Source organism: Streptomyces sp. DH12 (genome assembly GCF_020873895.1).
Taxonomy (GTDB): domain Bacteria; phylum Actinomycetota; class Actinomycetes; order Streptomycetales; family Streptomycetaceae; genus Streptomyces.
In genome coordinates, this window is record NZ_JAHWGT010000060.1 from 1 (window position 1) to 21,816 (window position 21,816).

The 21,816-nt window shown below is 72.4% G+C and carries 18 protein-coding genes; 13 read left to right on the forward strand and 5 right to left on the reverse strand.

Features of this window, described 5'->3' with window-relative positions:
* Positions 1–105: 105 nt before the first annotated feature.
* The 12 genes from uvrC to LPA54_RS31875 all read left to right on the forward strand — a co-directional run bounded on the left by uvrC (position 106) and on the right by LPA54_RS31875 (position 13,620).
* Positions 106–2,271 (forward strand): excinuclease ABC subunit UvrC, encoded by a 2,166-nt coding sequence (gene uvrC, locus LPA54_RS31820; RefSeq protein ID WP_228984251.1) that lies wholly within the window; start codon positions 106–108, stop codon positions 2,269–2,271.
* Positions 2,264–3,220, forward strand: coding sequence for an RNase adapter RapZ (gene rapZ / locus LPA54_RS31825; protein WP_228984252.1), 957 nt, complete (start codon positions 2,264–2,266; stop codon positions 3,218–3,220). Before uvrC ends, rapZ begins: the two co-directional genes overlap by 8 nt.
* Positions 3,217–4,242 carry a uridine diphosphate-N-acetylglucosamine-binding protein YvcK gene (gene yvcK, locus LPA54_RS31830; RefSeq protein WP_228984253.1) on the forward strand — a complete coding sequence of 342 codons (1,026 nt, stop codon included), beginning with the start codon at positions 3,217–3,219 and terminating at the stop codon, positions 4,240–4,242. The genes rapZ and yvcK overlap by 4 nt, the downstream gene beginning before the upstream one ends.
* Positions 4,233–5,222, forward strand: a complete 990-nt coding sequence (gene whiA, locus LPA54_RS31835) for a DNA-binding protein WhiA (RefSeq protein WP_228984254.1) — start codon at positions 4,233–4,235, stop codon at positions 5,220–5,222. The genes yvcK and whiA overlap by 10 nt, the downstream gene beginning before the upstream one ends.
* A 233-nt stretch (positions 5,223–5,455) precedes the next feature.
* On the forward strand, positions 5,456–6,460 hold the full coding sequence (gene gap, locus LPA54_RS31840) for a type I glyceraldehyde-3-phosphate dehydrogenase (protein WP_228984255.1): 1,005 nt from the start codon (positions 5,456–5,458) through the stop codon (positions 6,458–6,460).
* A 113-nt stretch (positions 6,461–6,573) separates the two neighbouring features.
* Positions 6,574–7,785, forward strand: coding sequence for a phosphoglycerate kinase (gene pgk / locus LPA54_RS31845; protein ID WP_228984256.1), 1,212 nt, complete (start codon positions 6,574–6,576; stop codon positions 7,783–7,785).
* A gap of 6 nt (positions 7,786–7,791) precedes the next feature.
* Positions 7,792–8,568, forward strand: coding sequence for a triose-phosphate isomerase (gene tpiA / locus LPA54_RS31850; protein ID WP_228984257.1), 777 nt, complete (start codon positions 7,792–7,794; stop codon positions 8,566–8,568).
* A gap of 112 nt (positions 8,569–8,680) precedes the next feature.
* Positions 8,681–8,917, forward strand: coding sequence for a preprotein translocase subunit SecG (gene secG, locus LPA54_RS31855; RefSeq protein ID WP_228984258.1), 237 nt, complete (start codon positions 8,681–8,683; stop codon positions 8,915–8,917).
* A 121-nt stretch (positions 8,918–9,038) separates the two neighbouring features.
* Positions 9,039–9,374, forward strand: a complete 336-nt coding sequence (locus tag LPA54_RS31860) for an RNA polymerase-binding protein RbpA (RefSeq protein ID WP_003957010.1) — start codon at positions 9,039–9,041, stop codon at positions 9,372–9,374.
* 295 nt (positions 9,375–9,669) lie between these two features.
* Positions 9,670–11,325 (forward strand): glucose-6-phosphate isomerase, encoded by a 1,656-nt coding sequence (gene pgi, locus LPA54_RS31865; RefSeq protein WP_228984266.1) that lies wholly within the window; start codon positions 9,670–9,672, stop codon positions 11,323–11,325.
* A 4-nt stretch (positions 11,326–11,329) separates the two neighbouring features.
* Entirely contained in the window at positions 11,330–11,830 is a 501-nt protein-coding gene (locus LPA54_RS31870) for a PH domain-containing protein (RefSeq protein ID WP_228984259.1), read from the forward strand.
* Between the two features lie 275 nt (positions 11,831–12,105).
* Positions 12,106–13,620: a PH domain-containing protein gene (locus LPA54_RS31875; protein ID WP_228984267.1), complete on the forward strand. Its 1,515-nt coding sequence runs from the start codon at positions 12,106–12,108 to the stop codon at positions 13,618–13,620.
* Between the two features lie 132 nt (positions 13,621–13,752).
* Here LPA54_RS31875 and pgl read toward each other — a convergent pair whose 3' ends face one another.
* Genes pgl through tkt form a run of 5 tightly spaced genes read right to left on the reverse strand, consistent with a single transcriptional unit; the run spans position 13,753 to position 20,440 of the window.
* On the reverse strand, positions 13,753–14,535 hold the full coding sequence (gene pgl / locus LPA54_RS31880; protein ID WP_228984260.1) for a 6-phosphogluconolactonase: 783 nt from the start codon (positions 14,533–14,535) through the stop codon (positions 13,753–13,755).
* On the reverse strand, positions 14,532–15,671 hold the full coding sequence (gene opcA, locus LPA54_RS31885) for a glucose-6-phosphate dehydrogenase assembly protein OpcA (RefSeq protein ID WP_228984261.1): 1,140 nt from the start codon (positions 15,669–15,671) through the stop codon (positions 14,532–14,534). Before opcA ends, pgl begins: the two co-directional genes overlap by 4 nt.
* Positions 15,668–17,194 (reverse strand): glucose-6-phosphate dehydrogenase, encoded by a 1,527-nt coding sequence (gene zwf / locus LPA54_RS31890; protein ID WP_228984262.1) that lies wholly within the window; start codon positions 17,192–17,194, stop codon positions 15,668–15,670. Before zwf ends, opcA begins: the two co-directional genes overlap by 4 nt.
* A 3-nt stretch (positions 17,195–17,197) precedes the next feature.
* Complete coding sequence (gene tal / locus LPA54_RS31895) at positions 17,198–18,316, reverse strand: transaldolase (protein ID WP_228984263.1); 1,119 nt, start codon at positions 18,314–18,316, stop codon at positions 17,198–17,200.
* 36 nt (positions 18,317–18,352) lie between these two features.
* Complete coding sequence (gene tkt, locus LPA54_RS31900; RefSeq protein WP_228984264.1) at positions 18,353–20,440, reverse strand: transketolase; 2,088 nt, start codon at positions 20,438–20,440, stop codon at positions 18,353–18,355.
* Between the two features lie 378 nt (positions 20,441–20,818).
* Between tkt and LPA54_RS31905 the strand changes: the two genes are divergently transcribed.
* The gene (locus LPA54_RS31905) at positions 20,819–21,781 is read left to right on the forward strand and encodes a heme o synthase (protein WP_228984265.1); all 963 of its coding nucleotides are present in this window, start codon (positions 20,819–20,821) and stop codon (positions 21,779–21,781) included.
* The last annotated feature ends 35 nt before the right edge of the window (positions 21,782–21,816 follow it).

Genomic DNA, 21,816 nt, shown 5'->3' on the forward strand with positions numbered 1-21,816 from the left:
CCGACCGACCGGCCCGGCCCGGCGGCCCCGCGCCGCCCCCCGCCCCCGCCGCGACCACCACCGCTCCGCCCCGGGCTGTCGGCGGGCGCCAGTAGGGTGTCAGGTATGGCCGACCCCTCCAGCTACCGCCCCAAGCCGGGACAGATCCCCGACTCGCCGGGGGTCTACAAGTTCCGCGACGAACACCGCCGGGTGATCTACGTCGGCAAGGCCAAGTCCCTGCGCCAGCGCCTCGGCAGCTACTTCCAGGACCTCGCCGGCCTGCACCCGCGCACCCGGACGATGGTCACCACGGCGGCGTCCGTGGAGTGGACGGTGGTCTCCACGGAGGTGGAGGCCCTCCAGCTGGAGTACTCCTGGATCAAGGAGTACGACCCCCGCTTCAACGTCAAGTACCGCGACGACAAGAGCTACCCGTATCTCGCGGTCACCCTCGGCGACGAGTTCCCCCGCGTCCAGGTCATGCGCGGCCACAAGCAGAAGGGCGTGCGCTACTTCGGGCCGTACGCGCACGCGTGGGCCATCCGCGAGACCGTCGACCTGCTCCTGCGCGTCTTCCCCGTCCGCACCTGCACCTCCGGCGTGTTCCGCAACGCCACCCGTACCGGCCGCCCCTGCCTGCTGGGGTACATCGGCAAGTGCGCCGCCCCGTGCGTGGGCCGCATCACCCCCGAGGACCACCGCGAACTGGCCGAGGAGTTCTGCGACTTCATGGCCGGCCGGACCGGCACGTACATCCGCCGCCTGGAGAAGGACATGATGGCGGCGGCCGACGACATGGAGTACGAGCGGGCCGCCCGCCTCCGCGACGACATAGGCGCCCTGCGCCGGGCCATGGAGAAGAACGCCGTCGTCCTCGCCGACGCCACCGACGCCGACCTCATCGCCGTCGCCGAGGACGAGCTGGAGGCGGCCGTCCAGATCTTCCACGTCCGCGGCGGGCGCGTGCGCGGCCAGCGCGGCTGGGTCACCGACAAGGTGGAGGCGGTCGACACCGCCGGCCTCGTCGAGCACGCCCTCCAGCAGCTGTACGGCGAGGAGAGCGGCGACGCCGTGCCCAAGGAGGTCCTCGTCCCGGCCCTCCCCGAGGACCTCGACGCCGTCACCCAGTGGCTCGGCGCCCGCCGCGGCTCCCAGGTGTCCCTGCGCATCCCGCAGCGCGGCGACAAGAAGGACCTGATGGAGACCGTCGGGCGCAACGCCCAGCAGGCCCTCGTACTGCACAAGACCAAGCGTGCCAGCGACCTCACCACCCGCTCCCGGGCCCTGGAGGAGATCGCCGACGCGCTCGGCCTGGACGAGGCCCCGCTGCGCATCGAGTGCTTCGACGTCTCCCACCTCCAGGGCGACGACGTCGTCGCCTCCATGGTCGTCTTCGAGGACGGGCTGCCCCGCAAGAGCGAGTACCGCCGCTTCCAGATCAAGGGCCGCGTCGGGGACACGCAGGTCTGGCACGGCCAGGGGCAGGACGACGTCCGCTCCATGCACGAGGTGGTCAGCCGCCGCTTCCGGCGCTACCTCGCGGAGAAGGAGAGGACCGGCGAGTGGGTGGGCGGCGACGGCGAGACCCCCACCGCGGCCGACGGCGCCCCGGCCCCCGCCGACGGCCTCCCGGCCGCCGGCCTCGCGTCCCCGGCCGACGGCCTCACGACCGACGGCCTCACGCCCCCGGCCGCCGGGATCACGGTCGAGGAGCTCGACGCGGTGGCCGCCGAGGAGGACGGCCGGCCGCGGAAGTTCGCCTACCCGCCCCAGCTCGTCGTCGTCGACGGCGGCAGGCCCCAGGTGGAGGCGGCCCGCCGCGCCCTGGACGAGCTCGGCATCGACGACGTCGCCGTCTGCGGCCTGGCCAAGCGCCTGGAGGAGGTCTGGCTGCCCGGCGAGGACGACCCGGTCGTCCTGCCCCGCACCAGCGAGGGGCTGTACCTCCTCCAGCGGGTCCGGGACACCGCGCACGACTTCGCCATCCGCTACCAGCGGAGCAAGCGCGCCAAGCGCCTGCGCACCAGCCCCCTGGACGACGTCCCGGGCCTCGGTGACGCGCGCAAACGGGCGTTGATCAAGCATTTCGGTTCGGTGAAACGACTCCGGCAGGCGACAATCGACCAGATCTGCGAGGTTCCGGGGTTCGGCCGCAAGACCGCCGAGGCGGTCGCCGTGGCGCTCGCCCAGGCCGCCCCGGCCGCTCCCGCCGTGAACACGGCGACAGGAGAGATCATTGAAGACGACGACGGGGGGACCACGCATGGACGGGGATCCGGACATGAATGACCACACCGCCCACGACGACAGAGCAGAGGACGGAGCAGCAGACGTGAGTACGGGCACGACGATCGAGGCCGGCGAGGCCGCCGAGGCGGCCATCCCCGAGCTGGTGATCATCTCCGGCATGTCCGGCGCCGGACGCAGCACCGCCGCGAAGTGCCTGGAGGACCTCGGCTGGTTCGTCGTCGACAACCTCCCGCCCGCCCTGATCCCCACCATGGTGGAGCTCGGTGCCCGCTCCCAGGGCAACGTCGCCCGGATCGCCGTCGTCGTCGACGTCCGCGGCCGGCAGTTCTTCGACGCCCTGCGCGAGTCGCTCGCCGACCTGGACGCCAAGCAGGTCACCCGGCGCATCGTCTTCCTGGAGTCGTCCGACGAGGCGCTCGTGCGCCGCTTCGAGTCCGTGCGCCGCCCGCACCCGCTGCAGGGCGACGGTCGCATCGTCGACGGCATCGCCGCCGAGCGGGACCTGCTGCGCGAGCTGCGCGGCGACTCCGACCTGGTGATCGACACCTCCAGCCTCAACGTCCACGAGCTGCGCGCCAAGATGGACGCCCAGTTCGCCGGCGACGAGGAGCCGGAGCTGCGGGCCACGGTGATGTCCTTCGGCTACAAGTACGGCCTGCCCGTCGACGCCGACCTGGTCGTCGACTGCCGTTTCCTGCCCAACCCGCACTGGGTGCCCGAGCTGCGTCCCTACACCGGCCTGAACGAGGAGGTGTCCGGCTACGTCTTCAACCAGCCGGGCGCCAAGGAGTTCCTCGACCGGTACACCGAGCTGCTCGAACTGATCGCCGCCGGCTACCGCCGCGAGGGCAAGCGGTACGTGACCATCGCCGTCGGCTGCACGGGCGGCAAGCACCGCTCGGTCGCCATGTCCGAGAAGCTCGCCGCCCGGCTCGCCTCGGAAGGGGTCGAGACCGTCGTCGTGCACCGGGACATGGGGCGCGAGTGAGGCGCCCGTATCCGCGGCGCGCGAGCACCCTGTCGGCTCGCGCGCTGCGCAGACGCGGCACGCAGCCGAAGGTCGTCGCGCTCGGCGGGGGCATGGGCCTGTCCGCCTCCCTCGCCGCCCTGCGCCGGATCACCGGCGACCTGACCGCCGTGGTCACCGTCGCCGACGACGGCGGCTCCAGCGGCCGGCTCCGCGAGGAGCTCGGCGTGCTGCCCCCGGGCGACCTGCGCAAGGCGCTCGCCGCCCTCTGCGGTGACGACGACTGGGGCCAGACCTGGGCCCGGGTCATCCAGCACCGCTTCCAGTCCCAGGGCGACCTGCACGAGCACGCCGTGGGCAACCTCCTGATCGTCGCCCTGTGGGAGCAGCTCGGCGACCACGTCCAGGCACTCGACCTGGTGGGCAGGCTGCTGGGCGCGCACGGCCGGGTGCTGCCGATGTCCGCCGTGCCCCTGGAGCTCCAGGCCCTGGTCAGGGGGCACGATCCGGCGCGCCCCGAGGACGTCGACACCGTCCGCGGCCAGGCGACCGTGGCGCTCACGCCCGGCGAGGTGCAGTCGGTGCACCTGGTGCCGCACGACCCGCCGGCCGTGCCCGAGGCGGTCGCCGCCGTGCTCGACGCCGACTGGGTGGTCCTCGGTCCGGGGTCGTGGTTCTCCTCCGTGATCCCGCACCTGCTGGTGCCCGAGCTGCTCGACGCGCTGGTCGAGACGAAGGCCCGCCGGGTGCTCTCACTGAACCTCGCGCCGCAACCCGGCGAAACCGCCGGGTTCTCTCCGCAGCGTCATTTGGAGGTTTTGGCCCGACACGCCCCTAAACTCGCCCTGGACGTGGTGCTGGCCGACGAGGCCGCCGTACCTGACCGCGAGTCGCTGGCGGATGCCGCGAAGCGGCTCGGCGCAGCGGTCGAACTGGCCCCGGTGGCCAGGAAGGACGGCCTGCCCAAGCACGACCCGGAGCAGCTGGCCGCCGCGTACGACCGTATTTTTCGGATGCATGGAAGGATCGGCCCATGGCGATGACGGCAGCGGTGAAGGACGAGATCTCCCGGCTCCCCGTCACCCGCACCTGCTGCAGAAAGGCCGAGGTGTCGTCGATCCTCCGGTTCGCCGGCGGCCTGCACCTGGTGAGCGGCCGGATCGTGATCGAGGCCGAGCTGGACACGGCGATGGCGGCACGCCGCCTGAAGCGGGACATCGCGGAGATCTTCGGACACGGCTCGGAGCTCATCGTCATGGCCCCGGGCGGGCTGCGGCGCGGCTCCCGGTTCGTGGTGCGGGTGGTGGCGGGCGGGGACCAGCTGGCGCGGCAGACCGGCCTGGTGGACGGCCGCGGCCGCCCCATCCGCGGGCTGCCCCCGCAGGTCGTGTCGGGCGCCACCTGTGACGCGGAGGCCGCCTGGCGCGGCGCGTTCCTGGCGCACGGCTCGCTCACCGAGCCGGGCCGGTCCTCCTCGCTGGAGGTCACCTGCCCCGGCCCGGAGGCCGCGCTCGCGCTGGTGGGGGCCGCCCGCCGGCTCTCGATCCCGGCCAAGGCGCGCGAGGTGCGGGGCGTGGACCGGGTCGTGGTCCGCGACGGCGACGCGATCGGCGCGCTGCTGACCCGGCTCGGCGCGCACGACTCGGTACTGGCCTGGGAGGAGCGGCGGATGCGCCGCGAGGTCCGCGCCACCGCCAACCGGCTGGCCAACTTCGACGACGCCAACCTGCGCCGCTCGGCCCGCGCGGCCGTCGCGGCCGGCGCCCGCGTGCAGCGCGCCCTGGAGATCCTCGGCGAGGAGGTGCCCGAGCACCTCGCGGCGGCGGGCCGGCTGCGCATGGAGCACAAGCAGGCCTCCCTGGAGGAGCTCGGCGCCCTGGCCGACCCGCCGCTGACCAAGGACGCCGTCGCCGGCCGCATCCGGCGCCTCCTCGCCATGGCCGACAAGCGCGCCCAGGACCTCGGCATCCCGGGCACGGAGTCCAACCTGTCCGAGGAGATGGCCGACGGCCTGGTCGGCTGACGAGCCGCCCCGCACGACGCCTCCGACCCCCGCCGGGCCCCGACCTCCGGGCGCCCGGCGGGGGTTGCCGTACGCCCCCGCGAGCTACCCGTCGGTAGGTTGCGGGGGCGTCGTCGTACGGGTGCGCTCGATGTCACTGCGCGGGCCCGAGCGGGGTAGGGTCGTAAGCGGTCGGGGACATCCCAATACAGCTCGCCGGCATCGAGCCGGCGTACCAACGAGGAGATCGGTTCGTGACGATCCGCGTAGGCATCAACGGCTTTGGCCGCATCGGTCGTAACTACTTCCGCGCGCTGCTGGAGCAGGGTGCAGACATCGAGATCGTGGCTGTCAACGACCTGGGTGACACCGCGACCACCGCTCACCTGCTGAAGTACGACACCATCATGGGCCGCCTGAAGGCGGACGTCAGCCACACCGCCGACACGATCACGGTCGACGGCCACACCGTCAAGGTGCTCTCCGAGCGCAACCCCGCCGACATCCCGTGGGGCGAGCTGGGCGTCGACATCGTCATCGAGTCGACCGGCATCTTCACCAAGAAGGCCGACGCCGAGAAGCACATCGCCGGCGGCGCCAAGAAGGTCCTCATCTCGGCTCCGGCCAGCGACGAGGACATCACCATCGTCATGGGCGTCAACCAGGACAAGTACGACGCGGCCAACCACCACGTCATCTCCAACGCGTCCTGCACCACCAACTGCGTGGCGCCGATGGCCAAGGTCCTCGACGAGAACTTCGGCATCGTCAAGGGCATGATGACGACGGTCCACGCCTACACCAACGACCAGCGCATCCTGGACTTCCCGCACAAGGACCTGCGCCGCGCCCGCGCCGCCGCGGAGAACATCATCCCGACCTCCACGGGCGCCGCCAAGGCCACCGCGCTGGTCCTCCCGCAGCTCAAGGGCAAGCTCGACGGCATCGCGATGCGCGTCCCCGTCCCGACCGGCTCGGTCACCGACCTCGTCCTGGAGCTGGACCGCGAGGTCACCAGGGACGAGATCAACACCGCCTTCCAGAAGGCCGCGGAGGGCCAGCTGAAGGGCGTCCTCGACTACACCGAGGACCCGATCGTCTCCTCCGACATCGTCAACTGGCCTGCCTCCTGCACCTTCGACTCGTCGCTGACGATGGTCCAGGGCAAGCAGGTCAAGGTCGTCGGCTGGTACGACAACGAGTGGGGCTACTCCAACCGCCTGGTCGACCTCACCGTCTTCGTGGGCGGCCGGCTCTGATAGACAGCAGGGCGGGCACCTCGATGTGAGCACAGGGCTCGGGCAGCGCAACGCCGCGCTGTACGGGCCCTGACGCTTGCGCCGACCGAAGTCTCTCCAAGGAGCACCAACCGATGAAGACGATCGACGCACTTCTCCAGCAAGGGGTCGACGGCAAGCGGGTCTTCGTACGCGCCGACCTCAACGTGCCGCTCGACGGCACGACCATCACCGACGACGGCCGCATCCGCGCCGTCCTGCCCACCGTCAAGGCGCTCACCGACGCCGGCGCCAAGGTGGTCGTGGCCTCGCACCTCGGCCGCCCCAAGGGCGCCCCCGACCCGGCCTTCTCGCTCCGGCCCGCCGCCGCGCGCCTGGCCGAGCTGCTCGGCGCGCCCGTGGCGTTCGCCGGCGACACCGTCGGCAGCGAGGCGCACGCCGCGGTCGCCGCCCTGGAGCCGGGCCACGTGGCCGTCGTGGAGAACCTCCGCTTCAACCCGGGCGAGACGTCGAAGGACGACGCCGAGCGCGCCGAGTTCGCCGCCCGCCTCGCCGCCCTCACCGACGTGTACGTCGGCGACGGCTTCGGTGCCGTGCACCGCAAGCACGCCTCGGTCTTCGACCTGCCGAAGCTGCTGCCCGCCTACGCCGGCCACCTCATCGCCACCGAGGTCGGCGTCCTGCGCAAGCTCACCGACGACGTGAAGCGGCCGTACGCGGTGGTCCTCGGCGGCGCCAAGGTCTCCGACAAGCTCGGCGTCATCGACCACCTGCTGGAGCGGGCCGACCGCATCCTGATCGGCGGCGGCATGGCGTACACCTTCCTCAAGGCCAAGGGCCACGAGGTCGGCATCTCCCTGCTCCAGGAGGACCAGGTCCCGGCGTGCCGGGAGTACCTGGCCCGGGCCGAGGCGCGCGGCGTGGAGTTCGTCCTCCCCGTCGACGTCCTGGTCTCCCCGGAGTTCCCCGACCTGAAGACCAAGGCCCCCGCCCACCCCACCACGGTCGCCGCGGACGCCATCCCGGCCGACCAGGAGGGCCTGGACATCGGCCCGAAGACCCGCGAGCTCTACGCCGCGAAGCTCGCCGACGCCGCGACCGTCTTCTGGAACGGTCCCATGGGCGTCTTCGAGCACCCCGACTACGCCGAGGGCACCAAGGCCGTCGCCCAGGCGCTCGTCGACTCCCCGGCCTTCAGCGTGGTCGGAGGCGGCGACTCCGCCGCGGCCGTCCGCACCCTGGGCTTCGACGAGAACGCATTCGGCCACATCTCGACCGGCGGCGGCGCGAGCCTCGAGTACCTCGAGGGCAAGACGCTTCCCGGCCTCGCCGCACTGGAGGACTGAACCACCGTGACCGCACGCACCCCGCTGATGGCGGGCAACTGGAAGATGAACCTCAACCACCTCGAGGCCATCGCCCACGTCCAGAAGCTCGCCTTCGCCCTGACCGACAAGGACCACGACGCCGTCGAGGTCGCCGTGCTGCCGCCCTTCACCGACCTGCGCTCCGTGCAGACCCTGGTGGACGGCGACAAGCTGCGGATCAAGTACGGCGCCCAGGACCTCTCCGCCCACGACTCCGGCGCGTACACCGGCGAGGTCTCCGGCGCGATGCTGGCCAAGCTGAAGTGCGCCTTCGTCACCGTGGGCCACTCCGAGCGCCGCCAGTACCACGGCGAGACCGACGCGATCTGCAACGACAAGGTGAAGGCGGCCTTCCGGCACGGCCTGACCCCGATCCTCTGCGTCGGCGAGGGCCTCGACGTCCGCAAGGCCGGCGAGCAGGTCGCCCACACCCTCGCCCAGCTCGACGGCGGACTGAAGGACGTCCCCGCCGAGCAGGCCGAGTCCGTCGTGATCGCCTACGAGCCGGTGTGGGCCATCGGCACCGGCGAGGTCGCCACGCCCGAGGACGCGCAGGAGGTCTGCGGCGCCATCCGTGGTCGCCTGGCCGAGCTGTACTCCCAGGAGCTGGCCGACAAGGTCCGCATCCAGTACGGCGGCTCCGTGAAGGCCTCGAACGTGGCCGCGATCATGGCGCAGCCCGACGTCGACGGCGCCCTCGTCGGCGGCGCGGCACTGGACGCCGAGGAGTTCGTCAAGATCGTCCGCTTCCGCGACCAGTGAGTATGCGGTAGGGCGGAATCGTCGTACCCTTGCGGGGGCCCGGGCTTTTCGTCGGCCGGGGCCCCCGTCGTCCATCCAGTCCTTGAGAATTGCCAGGAAGTAGGGTCCAGCCGTGATTATGGGGTTCTCGATCGCCCTGATCGTGTTCAGCCTGCTGCTGATGCTGCTGGTGCTGATGCACAAGGGGAAGGGCGGCGGTCTCTCCGACATGTTCGGTGGCGGTATGCAGTCCTCCGTCGGCGGCTCCTCCGTCGCCGAGCGCAATCTCGACCGCATCACCGTCGTCATCGCCCTGCTCTGGGTCGCCTGCATCGTCGTCGTGGGCCTGCTCATCAAGCTGGACGGCTGACCGGGCCGTCCCGCGACCGCGTCCCGCCTTCGGGCGGCGGGTAACTCCCGTCACTGGACGTGCGTTGGGCCTTACGTAGACTGGGGCATCCTCGAGCACCATCACGCAGGGAGTGACGACCGTGGCAAGTGGCAACGCGATCCGGGGAAGCCGGGTCGGAGCGGGGCCGATGGGGGAGGCCGAGCGCGGTGAGTCCGCGCCCCGGCTCCGCATCTCCTTCTGGTGCTCCAACGGGCACGAGACGCAGCCGAGCTTCGCCAGTGACGCACAGGTCCCCGACACGTGGGACTGCCCCCGGTGCGGCTTCCCGGCCGGTCAGGACCGGGACAACCCGCCGGACCCGCCGCGCACCGAGCCCTACAAGACGCACCTGGCGTACGTGCGGGAGCGGCGCAGCGACGCCGACGGCGAGGCGATCCTGGCCGAGGCGCTCGCCAAACTGCGCGGCGAGATCTGAGCGTTCTCCCCGCACCCGCAGCACGGGCCCTGCCCGCGAGACCCGAGAGGGTCCCCGCGAGCGGGGCCCTTTTCGTGTACCCGGGGACGCCCGCGTCGCGTGTACCGGGGGACGCCCGCGTCGCCTGTACCCGGGGCGGCCAAGCGCGCCCGGGCGCCGCGGCGGGGCCGGGCTCCGCGCACCCGGGCGGTTTTTCGGCCTGTGGACAAGTCCGTTGGGGGCCGTCAGATCAATTAGGTTGGAAGGGCAGCGGGGCAAGCAGGCAGGTACGAGAAGAAGTGGGCTGATGTCCAACATGAACGCAGAAAGCAGCCGCCCGAGGCTGGACCGCACGCCCGAGTGGGCCGCCCTGGCCGAGCACCGCGAGCGGTTCGGCCGGACGCACCTGCGCGAGCTGTTCGCCGCCGACCCCGAGCGCGGCACCGGCTACACCCTGCGGGTCGGCGACCTGTATCTGGACTACTCCAAGCAGCTCGTCACGGACGAGACGCTGACGCTGCTGCGCCGGCTGGCCGAGGCCACCGGGGTGGCGGAGCTGCGGGACGCGATGTTCCGCGGCGAGAAGATCAACACCACGGAGGACCGCGCCGTCCTCCACACCGCGCTGCGCGCACCGCGCGGGACCGTCGTGGAGGTCGACGGCGAGGACGTGGTGCCCGGCGTGCACGCCGTCCTCGACCGGATGGCCGCCTTCTCCGAGCGGATCCGCTCGGGGGAGTGGAAGGGCCACACCGGCAAGCCCATCAAGAACGTCGTCAACATCGGCATCGGCGGCTCCGACCTCGGTCCGGCGATGGCCTACGAGGCGCTGCGCTCCTTCGCCCGGCGCGACCTGACGTTCCGTTTCGTCTCGAACGTGGACGGCGCCGACCTCCACGAGGCGCTCCACGACCTCGACGCGGAGGAGACGCTCTTCGTCATCGCGTCGAAGACGTTCACCACCATCGAGACCATCACCAACGCCACCTCGGCCCGTGAGTGGCTCCTCGGCGAGCTGAAGGCCGGGCCTGAGGCCGTCGCCCGCCACTTCGTGGCCCTGTCGACGAACGCCGGCAAGGTCGGGGACTTCGGCATCGACACGGCCAACATGTTCGAGTTCTGGGACTGGGTCGGCGGCCGGTACTCCTTCGACTCCGCCATCGGCCTCTCCCTGATGATCGCCATCGGCCCGGACGGGTTCCGCGAGATGCTCGACGGCTTCCGGCTGGTGGACGAGCACTTCCGCACCGCCCCGGCCGAGGAGAACGCCCCGCTCCTCCTCGGCCTCCTCGGCGTCTGGTACGGCGCGTTCTTCGACGCCCAGTCGCACGCGGTGCTGCCGTACTCGCACTACCTGTCCAAGTTCACGGCGTACCTCCAGCAGCTCGACATGGAGTCGAACGGCAAGTCCGTGGACCGGGACGGCGCCGAGGTCGACTGGCAGACCGGCCCCGTCGTCTGGGGCACGCCGGGGACGAACGGCCAGCACGCCTACTTCCAGCTCATCCACCAGGGCACCAAGACCATCCCGGCGGACTTCATCGGCTTCGCCAGGCCCGTCGCCGGCCTGGGCCCCGACCTGACGGCCCAGCACGACCTGCTCATGGCCAACTTCTTCGCGCAGACGCAGGCCCTGGCCTTCGGCAAGACCCCCGAGGAGGTACGGGCGGAGGGCGTCCCGGAGGAGCTGGTCCCGCACAAGACGTTCCGCGGCAACCACCCGACGACCACCATCCTCGCCGACGAGCTGACCCCGTCCGTGCTGGGCCAGCTGATCGCCCTCTACGAGCACAAGGTGTTCGTCCAGGGCGCGGTGTGGAACATCGACTCCTTCGACCAGTGGGGCGTCGAACTCGGCAAGGTGCTCGCCAAGCGCATCGAGCCGGTCCTGACGCAGGGCACGGGCGGGGAGGAGCTCGACAGCTCCACCGCGGCGCTCGCCGCCGCCTACCGGGCGCTGCGGGGGCGGTGACCTGATGCGGGGGGAGAACGCGGTGCGGCTGCGGCCGCCCAGGAACACGCTGGACCCGCGGGCGATCGGCTGGTGGCGGGCCCAGTGGCTGCTGACGACGGCTGTGCCGGCGGCCACCCTCGCCGTCCTGGGCGGCTTCCTGGAGCCCGCCAGGACGTGGCTGCTGACCCTGGCCGGGGCGGTGGCGGTGGTGGGGCTCGCCTGTACCGCGTTCTTCCCGCGCTGGTGGTTCCGGGTGCACCGGTGGGAGGTCACGGACGAGGCCGTCTACGTCCGCACGGGCTTCTTCTGGCAGGAGTGGCGGATCGCCCCGATGTCCCGCATCCAGACCGTCGACACGATACGCGGGCCGCTGGAGCAGGTGTTCCGGCTCGCCACGGTCACGGTCACCACGGCGTCCGCGAAGGGCGCGGTCACACTGGCGGGCCTCCACCACCAGGTGGCGGCCGACCTCGCCGAGCGGCTGACACTGATCACCCGCGACACCCCGGGGGACGCGACGTGACCGCGCACCCCGACGGGCCATCGCACCGCCACGACCCGGCGCACCCCGACCGCCCGGCGCACCCGGGCGGGCAGGCGCACCCCGACGGCCCGGCTGCCCCCGGGGGCCCTGCCGCCTCGGGTGGCCCGGTCGGGGTGGGCGGGGAGGGCGTCCCGCTCCCGGGCGGGGGCCCCGAGCAGGCCGGTGACAGCCACGGCGACGGCCGCGGTGGTGGCATCGGCGCGGGCGACGGCGTCGACGAGGGCGGCGGTGGTGGCATCGGCGCGGGCGACGGCGTGGTCGAGGGCGAAAGCGAGGAGTGGCGGCGGCTCGACCGGCGTACGGTGCTGGTGGCCGCCGTGGCGGCCGCGGGCGTCGCGGCCGGTGGCGCCCTGCCCGCCTTCCTCGGCCTGGTCGGTGTCCTCGCCTGGTGGGTCGCGCTCCTGGTGGTGGCCGCGGGCGCCCTGCTCCTCGTCCTCGGCGGCGGCGCGCTCGCCCAGGTCCGCTGGCACCGGACGCGCTACCGCGTCGGCGGCGAGCGGGTCGAGCTCCACGCCCGGCTCTTCGTCGTCGAGCGGCGCCGCTCGCTGCCCCGCGAGCGCATCCGCAGCGTCGACCTGACGGCCCATCCGCTGCTGCGGATACTGGGACTCGTCAAGGTCCGCATCGGCACCGGCGAGAAGACCGCCGGCGGCGAGTCGACGCTCGAACTGGACGCCGTCAGCCGGGCCGAGGGGGAGAGGCTGCGCCGGGAACTGCTCCGCCGCGCCGCCGGACCGGACGCCACCGCCCGCCACGACGGCGAACTGGCCGCCCTGGACCCGTCCTGGATCCGGTACGCGCCGCTCACCTTCGTCGCCCCGCTCCTCGGTGGCGCGGCGGTCGGCGCCGTCATGCAGGTCAGCGAGTGGTTCGGGGTGCAACGCGAGGTCATCGACCGCGTCGGGGAGGTCTTCCGCACCACACCGCTCGTCTGGGTCGTCCTCACGCTCGTGACGGCGACCCTGCTCGCCGGGGTCGTCGGGGCACTGGCCCTGTGGGTCGAGATGTGGTGGAACTACCGGCTGGAGCGCGAGCCCGGCGGGACCCTGCGCGTCCGGCGCGGGCTGCTCACCGCGCGTTCGCTCTCCGTGGAGGAGCGCCGGCTGCGCGGCGTCGAACTGGTCGAGCCGCTCGGCGTGCGGCTCTGCGGCGCCGCCCGGGTCGACGCCATAGCCACCGGCCTGGTCAAGGGGAAGGACGACAAGCACGACAGCCACAAGTCGCTGCTGCCCGCCGTGCCCCGCGCCCGGGCCGACGAGGTCGCCGCGCGCGTCCTGCGCGAACCGGTGCCGCCCACGAGCGCCCGGCTCACGCCGCACCCCCGCGCCGCCCGTGCCCGGCGGCTGCGCTGGGCGCTGACCACGGCGGCGCTACCCGTGGCCGTCCTCGCCGGGCTGGGCGCGGCACTGGGCGTCCCGGCCCTGCTGTACACGGCGGCGGCCTGCGCCCCCGTGCTGGCCGTGACGGCGGTGCTGCTCGCCCTCGACGCCTACCGCAACCTCGGCCACGGCCTGGCCGGCGGGTACCTCGTGACGCGTGCGGGGACGGTGCGGCGCTCCACCGTCGCCCTCCAACGCGGGGGCGTCATCGGGTGGACCGTGAAGCAGTCGTACTTCCAGCGCCGCGCCGGGCTCCTCACGCTCACGGCGACCACGGCGGCCGGGGACGGTGCCTACCACGTGTACGACGCGGACGGGAGCGAGGGCCTGCACTGCGCGGCCACCGCCGTCCCCGGCCTGCTGGAACCGTTCCTGGAACCGGCCGACTGACCGTGCGCTCCCCCTCCACCGCCGGGGCGCGAGGGGTCGGCCGACGCGGAGGGGCCGTACCGCCCGCGACACGGCGCAGGCCCGGACCGCGTACCTCCGCGGACCGGGCCTGCACCGTGCGGTGACGTTCCCTCAGGGGGAGGGCACCGGCTGGGGCGCGCGGGGCAGCCGGGCCGCCGCGGCGGCGTCCAGCAGCCACAGCGTCCGCGACCGACCGCGGGCGCCCGCCGCCGGGGCCTGCTCCTCGCCGGCGCCCGACAGGGCGATCGCCGCCGCCTGCGCCTTGTCCTCACCCGCCGCGAGCAGCCATACCTCGCGGGCGGACCGGATCGCCGGCAGGGTCAGCGAGATGCGCGTCGGCGGCGGCTTGGGCGCCCCGTGGACGCCCACCACCGTGCGCTCGGTCTCCCGCACGGCCGGGTGCTCCGGGAAGAGCGAGGCGACGTGCGTGTCGGGCCCGACGCCGAGCATCAGGACGTCGAACACCGGCACGGCGCCGGTCTCGTCCGGGCCCACCGCCGCGGCGAGCTCCTCCGCGTACGCCGCGGCCGCCGCGTCCACGTCGGTGCCGTGGACGCCGCCGGACACCGGCATGGTGTGCACCCGCGCCGGGTCCAGCGGGACGCTGTCGAGCAGCGCGGCCCGCGCCTGGGTGTCGTTGCGGTCGGGGTCGCCCTCGGGGAGGAACCGCTCGTCGCCCCACCACAGGTCGAGCCGCGACCAGTCGACCGCGTCGCGGGCGGGCGCCGAACGCAGCGCGGCGAGCAGGCCGTTGCCGTTGCGGCCGCCGGTCAGCACCACCGAAGCGGTGCCGCGGTCGGCCTGCGCGTCGACGATCCGGGTGATGAGGCGGGCCGCGGCGGCCTGCGCCATCAGCTCCTTGTCGCGGTGGACGACGAGCCGGGGGTCGCTCACTTCGCCGCCGCCTTCCTGGCCGGCTTCTTCGCGGCGGACTTCGCCGGCGCGGCGGCGCCCGCCCCGTCGGCCGGCCCCGCCTCCTTGCCGGCGTCACCCGGTTCCGCGCCCGCGCCCGTACCGGAGTCGGAAGCCGAGTCGGCCGCCGCCTCCGCGTCCGGATCCACGGCGGGCGCGGAGGCCGACGGACCGCCGGAGCCGCCCGCCGACCCGCGCTCCAGCCGGCCTACGCCGAAGCGCAGCGCCGACGCGTAGGTGTCGTCCGGGTCGAGGCGCCGGAGCTCCTCCGCGATCAGCTCGGCCGTCTCGCGGCGCTTCAGCGCGACCGCCCGGTTCGGCTGCCCCTCCACCGCGAGCGTGGCGAGCGAGCCGTCCGGCCGGTCGAGCACGATCGGCCCGCAGTCCGTCGCCAGCCGCACCGCGGTCAGCCCCGGGCCCGCCGACGGCGAGCGGCGCACCGTCACGTCCAGCCGGTCCGCCAGCCACATGGCCAGCAGTTCCACGCTGGGGTTGAACTCCTCGCCCTCCACCTCGGCCGACGCCACCTGGCAGGTGATCTGGTCGAGGGCCGCGGCGAGCATCGAACGCCACGGAGTGATCCGCGTCCAGGCCAGGTCGGTGTCGCCCGGCGTGTACGCCTCGGCGCGCGCCGCCAGCTCGGCGATCGGGTCCTCGCAGTTGTACGTGTCCGTCACCCGGCGCTGGGCGAGCGCGCCCAGCGGGTCGTTGGCGGGGTCGGTCGGCGCGTTCACCGGCCACCACACCACGACGGGCGCGTCGGGCAGCAGCAGCGGCAGCACGACGGACTGGGCGTGGTCGATGACCTCGCCCCGCAGCCGCAGGATGACCGTCTCACCGGTGCCCGCGTCCGCGCCGACCCGCACCTCCGCGTCCAGGCGGGCCTTCGCCCGGTCCCGGGGGGAGCGCGAGACCCGCTTGATGACGACGAGCTTGCGCGAGGGGTGCTCGCGGGACGCCTCGTTGGCGGCCCGGAGCGCGTCGTAGGCGTTCTCCTCGTCCGTGACGATGACCAGGGTCAGCACCATGCCCACGGCGGGCGTGCCGATGGCCCGCCGCCCCTGGACCAGGGCCTTGTTGATCTTGCTGGAGGTGGTGTCCGTAAGGTCGATCTTCATGGCCGGCGCCAGCTCCGTCCGTCTCGTGCGAGCATTTCGTCCGCCTCGGCCGGACCCCATGTGCCCGCCTGGTACTGCGCGGGCTTGCCGTGCTCGTCCCAGTACCGCTCGATCGGGTCGAGGATCCGCCAGGACAGCTCGACCTCCTCCACGCGCGGGAAGAGGTTGGCGTCGCCGAGGAGGACGTCGAGGATGAGCCGCTCGTACGCCTCGGGGCTGGACTCGGTGAAGGACTCGCCGTAGGCGAAGTCCATCGAGACGTCCCGCACCTCCATCGAGGTGCCGGGCACCTTCGAGCCGAACCGCATGGTCACGCCCTCGTCCGGCTGGACGCGGATGACCAGGGCGTTCTGCCCCAGCTCCTCCGTCGCCGTGTGGTCGAAGGGGGAGTGCGGGGCCCGCTGGAAGACGACCGCGATCTCCGTCACCCGGCGGCCCAGGCGCTTGCCGGTCCGCAGGTAGAAGGGGACGCCCGCCCAGCGGCGGTTGTCGATCTCCACCTTGATCGCGGCGTACGTGTCGGTCTTGGAGGCGGGGTCGATGCCCTCCTCCTCCAGGTACCCGACGGCCTGCGCGCCGCCCTGCCACCCGGCCGCGTACTGGCCGCGCACCGTCGAGGCGCCGAGGTCGCGGGGGAGCCGCACGGCGCCCAGCACCTTGGTCTTCTCGGCGGCGAGCGCGTCCGCGTCGAAGGAGGCGGGCTCCTCCATCGCGGTCAGCGCGAGCAGCTGGAGCAGGTGGTTCTGGATGACGTCGCGGGCGGCGCCGATGCCGTCGTAGTAGCCGGCGCGGCCGCCGATGCCGATGTCCTCGGCCATGGTGATCTGCACGTGGTCGACGTACGACCGGTTCCAGATCGGCTCGAAGAGGGTGTTGGCGAAGCGCAGCGCCAGGATGTTCTGGACCGTCTCCTTGCCGAGGTAGTGGTCGATCCGGAACACCTGGTCCGGGGTGAACACCTCGTGGACGATCGCGTTCAGCTCCTGCGCCGACGCCAGGTCGTGGCCGAACGGCTTCTCGATGACCGCGCGGCGCCAGCAGCCGCCCTGCTTCTGCTCGGCCAGCCCATGCTGCTTCAGCTGCTGGACGACGACCGGGAAGAACTTGGGCGGCACGGACAGGTAGAAGGCGAAGTTGCCGCCGGTGCCCTGCGCCTTGTCCAGCTCGTCCATGGTGGACTTCAGCTGCTCGAAGGCGGTGTCGTCGTCGAAGTCGCCCTGGACGAACCGCATCCCCTGGATCAGCTGCTGCCACACCTCCTCGCGGAACGGGGTGCGCGCGTGCTGCTTGACGGCGTCGTGCACGACCTGCGCGAAGTCCTCGTCCTGCCACTCGCGGCGGGCGAAGCCGATCAGCGCGAAGCCCGGCGGCAGCAGCCCCCGGTTGGCCAGGTCGTAGACGGCCGGCATTAGCTTTTTCCGTGACAAATCGCCCGTGACGCCGAAGATCACCAGGCCCGACGGCCCCGCGATGCGCGGGAGCCGTCGGTCCGCGGCGTCACGCAGCGGATTGCTGCTGTGCAAGGTCTACGCCTCCGCGGGGGCGAGGCGCTTGAGCTCCGCCTCGGTCGAAGCCAGCAGGTCGTTCCAGGACGCCTCGAACTTGTCGACGCCCTCGTCCTCCAGGAGCTGGACGACCTCGTCGTAGCCGATGCCCAGCTTCTCCAGCGCGTCCAGGTCCGCCCGCGCCTGCTCGTACGTGCCGGCGACGGTGTTCCCGCGGATGTCGCCGCGCGCGGCGGTGGCCTCCAGCGTCGCCTCCGGCATGGTGTTGACGCTGCCCGGAGCGACCAGCTCGTCCACGTACATCGTGTCCTTGTACGCCGGGTCCTTCACGCCGGTCGACGCCCACAGCGGGCGCTGCCGGTTGGCCTGCGCCCGGTCCAGCGCCGCCCAGCGCTCGGAGGAGAAGACCTCCTCGTACGCCTGGTAGGCCAGCCGGGCGTTGGCGAGGGCGGCCTTGCCGCGCAGCGCCTTCGCCTCGTCCGTGCCGATGCCGTCCAGGCGCTTGTCGATCTCGGTGTCCACGCGGGAGACGAAGAAGGACGCCACGGAGTGGATCTTCGACAGGTCCAGGCCCCGCTCCTTGGCCTTCTCCAGGCCGATGAGGTAGGCCTCCATCACCCGGCGGTAGCGCTCCAGCGAGAAGATCAGCGTCACGTTGACGCTGATGCCCAGGCCGATGACCTCCGCGATGGCGGGCAGACCCGCCTCGGTGGCCGGGATCTTGATGAGCGTGTTCGGCCGGTCCACCAGCCACGCCAGCTGCTTGGCCTCGGCGACCGTCGCCCGGGTGTCGTGCGCCAGGCGCGGGTCCACCTCGATGGAGACCCGGCCGTCCTGGCCCTGCGTCGCGTCGAAGACCGGCCGCAGGATGTCGGCGGCGTCCCGGACGTCCGCCGTCGTGATCATGCGGATGGCCTCCTCGACGGTGACCCTGCGGGCCGCGAGGTCGGTCAGCTGGACGTCGTAGCCGTGGCCCTCGGAGATCGCCTTCTGGAAGATCGACGGGTTGGTGGTGACACCCACCACGTGCTGCTGGTCGATCAGCTCGGCGAGGTTGCCCGAGGTGATCCGGCTGCGGGACAGGTCGTCGAGCCAGATCGCGACGCCTTCGTCGGAGAGGCGCTTGAGTGCGTCTGTCATGAGGGTTGCATCTCCCTAAACGTGCTTGTGTTGGCGTCAGCGCGCCGCGGCCGCGAGCGATTCCCGGGCGGCGGCGGCGATGGCCTCCGGCGTGAAGCCGAACTCGCGGAACAGCAGCTTCCCGTCGGCCGACGCACCGAAGTGCTCCAGCGACACGATCCTGCCCGCGTCACCGACGTACCGGTGCCACGTCAGACCGATGCCGGCCTCGACCGCCACGCGCGCCGTGACCGACGGCGGCAGCACCGAGTCCCGGTACCCCTGGTCCTGCTCCTCGAACCACTCGACGCACGGCATCGACACCACGCGGGTCGGCACGCCCGACTCCTGGAGCCGCTCGCGCGCCTCCACGGCCAGGTGCACCTCGGAGCCGGTGGCGATCAGCACGACCTGCGGCTCGCCGCCCTCGGCGTCGGCCAGCACGTACCCGCCCCTGGCGGTGCCCTCGTTCGGCGCGTACGTCGGCACGCCCTGGCGGGTCAGCGCGAGGCCGTGCGGAGCGCCCTTGCCGAACTCCTTGGTCCAGCGGCGCAGGATCTCGCGCCAGGCGAGGGCCGTCTCGTTGGCGTCGGCCGGGCGGACCACGTTCAGGCCCGGGATCGCGCGCAGCGACGCCAGGTGCTCCACCGGCTGGTGCGTCGGGCCGTCCTCGCCGAGACCGATCGAGTCGTGCGTCCACACGTACGTCACCGGCAGGTGCATCAGGGCGGAGAGGCGGACCGCGTTGCGCATGTAGTCGGAGAACACCAGGAAGGTGCCGCCGTAGATCCGGGTGTTGCCGTGCAGCGCGATGCCGTTCATCTCGGCCGCCATCGCGTGCTCGCGGATGCCGAAGTGGATCGTGCGGCCGTACGGGTCGGCCTCCGGCAGCGGGTTGCCCACCGGCAGGAACGACGACGTCTTGTCGATGGTCGTGTTGTTCGAGCCGGCCAGGTCGGCCGAGCCGCCCCACAGCTCCGGGATGACCCCGCCGAGCGCCTGGAGGACCTTGCCGGACGCGGCGCGGGTGGCGACGCCCTTGCCCGCCTCGAAGACGGGGAGCTTCGCCTCCCACCCCTCGGGCAGCTCGCCCGCGGAGATCCGGTCGAAGTCGGCGGCGCGCTCGGGGTTGGCGGTACGCCACTCCTGGAGGTCCTTCTCCCAGGCGGCGCGGGCCTCGCGGCCCCGGTCCAGGGCCTCGCGGGTGTGTGCGATGACCTCGTCGGAGACCTCGAAGCTCCGCTCCGGGTCGAAGCCGAGGACGCGCTTGGTGGCCGCGACCTCCTCGTCGCCCAGCGCCGAGCCGTGGGCGGCCTCGGTGTTCTGCGCGTTCGGGGCCGGCCAGGCGATGATCGAACGCATCGCGATGAACGACGGACGGTCCGTCTCCGCCTTCGCGGCCTGGATCGCCGCGTACAGGGCGGCCGGGTCCAGGTCGCCGTTCTCCTGCTGCGCGACGCGCTGCACGTGCCAGCCGTACGACTCGTACCGCTTCAGCGTGTCCTCGGACACGGCCGTCTCGGTGTCGCCCTCGATCGAGATGTGGTTGTCGTCCCACAGCATGATCAGGTTGCCGAGCTTCTGGTGGCCCGCCATGGAGGACGCCTCCGCGGAGATGCCCTCCTGGAGGCAGCCGTCACCGGCGACGACGTACACGAAGTGGTCGAACGGCGAAGTGCCGGGCGCCGCCTCCGGGTCGAACAGGCCGCGCTCGTACCGGGCGGCCATGGCCATGCCGACGGCGTTGGCGACGCCCTGGCCCAGCGGGCCGGTCGTCGTCTCGACGCCCTTGGTGTGGCCGTACTCCGGGTGGCCCGGGGTCTTCGAGCCCCAGGTGCGGAACGCCTTGAGGTCGTCCAGCTCCAGGCCGAAGCCGGCCAGGTACAGCTGGGTGTAGAGGGTCAGGGACGAGTGCCCCGCGGACAGCACGAACCGGTCGCGACCGGTCCACTCCGGGTCGGCCGGGTCGTGGCGCATGACCTTCTGGAAGAGCGTGTACGCCGCCGGCGCCAGGCTCATGGCCGTACCAGGATGGCCGTTGCCGACCTTCTGTACGGCGTCCGCGGCCAGGACACGGGCGGTGTCGACGGCACGCTGGTCCAATGCGGTCCACTCGAACTCTGTGGTGGTCGGCTTGGTGCTCACCCTCGGTCAGGGCTCCTCTCCACATGTCGCGGGCCGATGACATCGGTGCACCGGCCGCTGCCGAGCCTATCCCGTCACCAGGGCCGATTTTCCGGCTCTTCACCGGGCGTCGCCACCCGCGACCGCCGCCGTGCACCACCTGTATGCGAGGCCGCTCATCCGATCGCTCATACGACGGTCGACCCCCCGTTCACCGCTCATCCGAGCGCTCCGACGAGTAGGGGTGCCGCCCGTCTGCGCACCCCCGGCCCACCCCTCCCACCAGGGCGGTCCAACACGACCCACCCCCGCGAAGGACGGAGTATGGGCAACGTCTACAGTGGCGTGGTACGCGCGAGCCATGACCGGCCCATCACGTCCGGGGGCGGGCTCGCAGGGATGTCTCTGTCAGGGGTGTGCGTGACGGCCGTCGAATCCCGTCCAGCCGGTGTGCTCGGGACGAGCCCAGCCCATCGGCCATTCGGGGCCCGCGCCAAGGGCTTCGTGGCGCTGACCAAGCCGCGGATCATCGAACTTCTGCTGATCACCACGGTGCCGGTCATGTTCCTCGCGGAACAGGGCGTCCCCGATCTGTGGCTCGTGATCCACACGTGTTTCGCCGGGTACCTCTCGGCGGGCGGCGCGAACGCGTTGAACATGTACATCGACCGGGACATCGACGCGCTGATGGACCGCACGTCGCAGCGCCCCCTGGTCACGGGCATCGTCTCGCCCCGCGAGGGACTGGTCTTCGGACTCGTCCTCGGCGTGGTGTCGACGCTCTGGTTCGGGCTGTTCGTCAACTGGCTGTCCGCCTGGCTCGGCCTCGGCGCCCTCCTCTTCTACGTGGTCGTCTACACGATGATCCTCAAGCGCCGCACGGCGCAGAACATCGTGTGGGGCGGCATCGCCGGCTGCATGCCGGTGCTCATCGGCTGGTCCTCGGTCACGAACTCCATGTCGTGGGCCGCGGTCATCCTCTTCCTCGTCATCTTCTTCTGGACGCCGCCGCACTACTGGCCGCTCTCCATGAAGGTGAAGGAGGACTACGCGCGCGTCGGCGTGCCGATGCTGCCGGTCATCGCCTCCAACCGGGTCGTGGCACGGCAGATCGTCCTCTACAGCTGGGTCATGGTGGGGGTGTCGCTGCTGCTCCAGCCGCTCGGCTTCACCGGCTGGTTCTACACGGCCGTGGCGCTGGCGACCGGCGGCTGGTGGCTGTGGGAGGCGCACGCCCTCCAGCACCGCGCCCGGGCCGGCGAGACCGGCGCCAAGCTGAAGGAGATGCGGCTCTTCCACTGGTCGATCACCTACGTCTCGCTGCTCTTCGTGGCGGTCGCGGTCGATCCCTTCCTGAGCTGACCCCTCCGGGATCCCGACGGGCGGGGGGCGGGGGG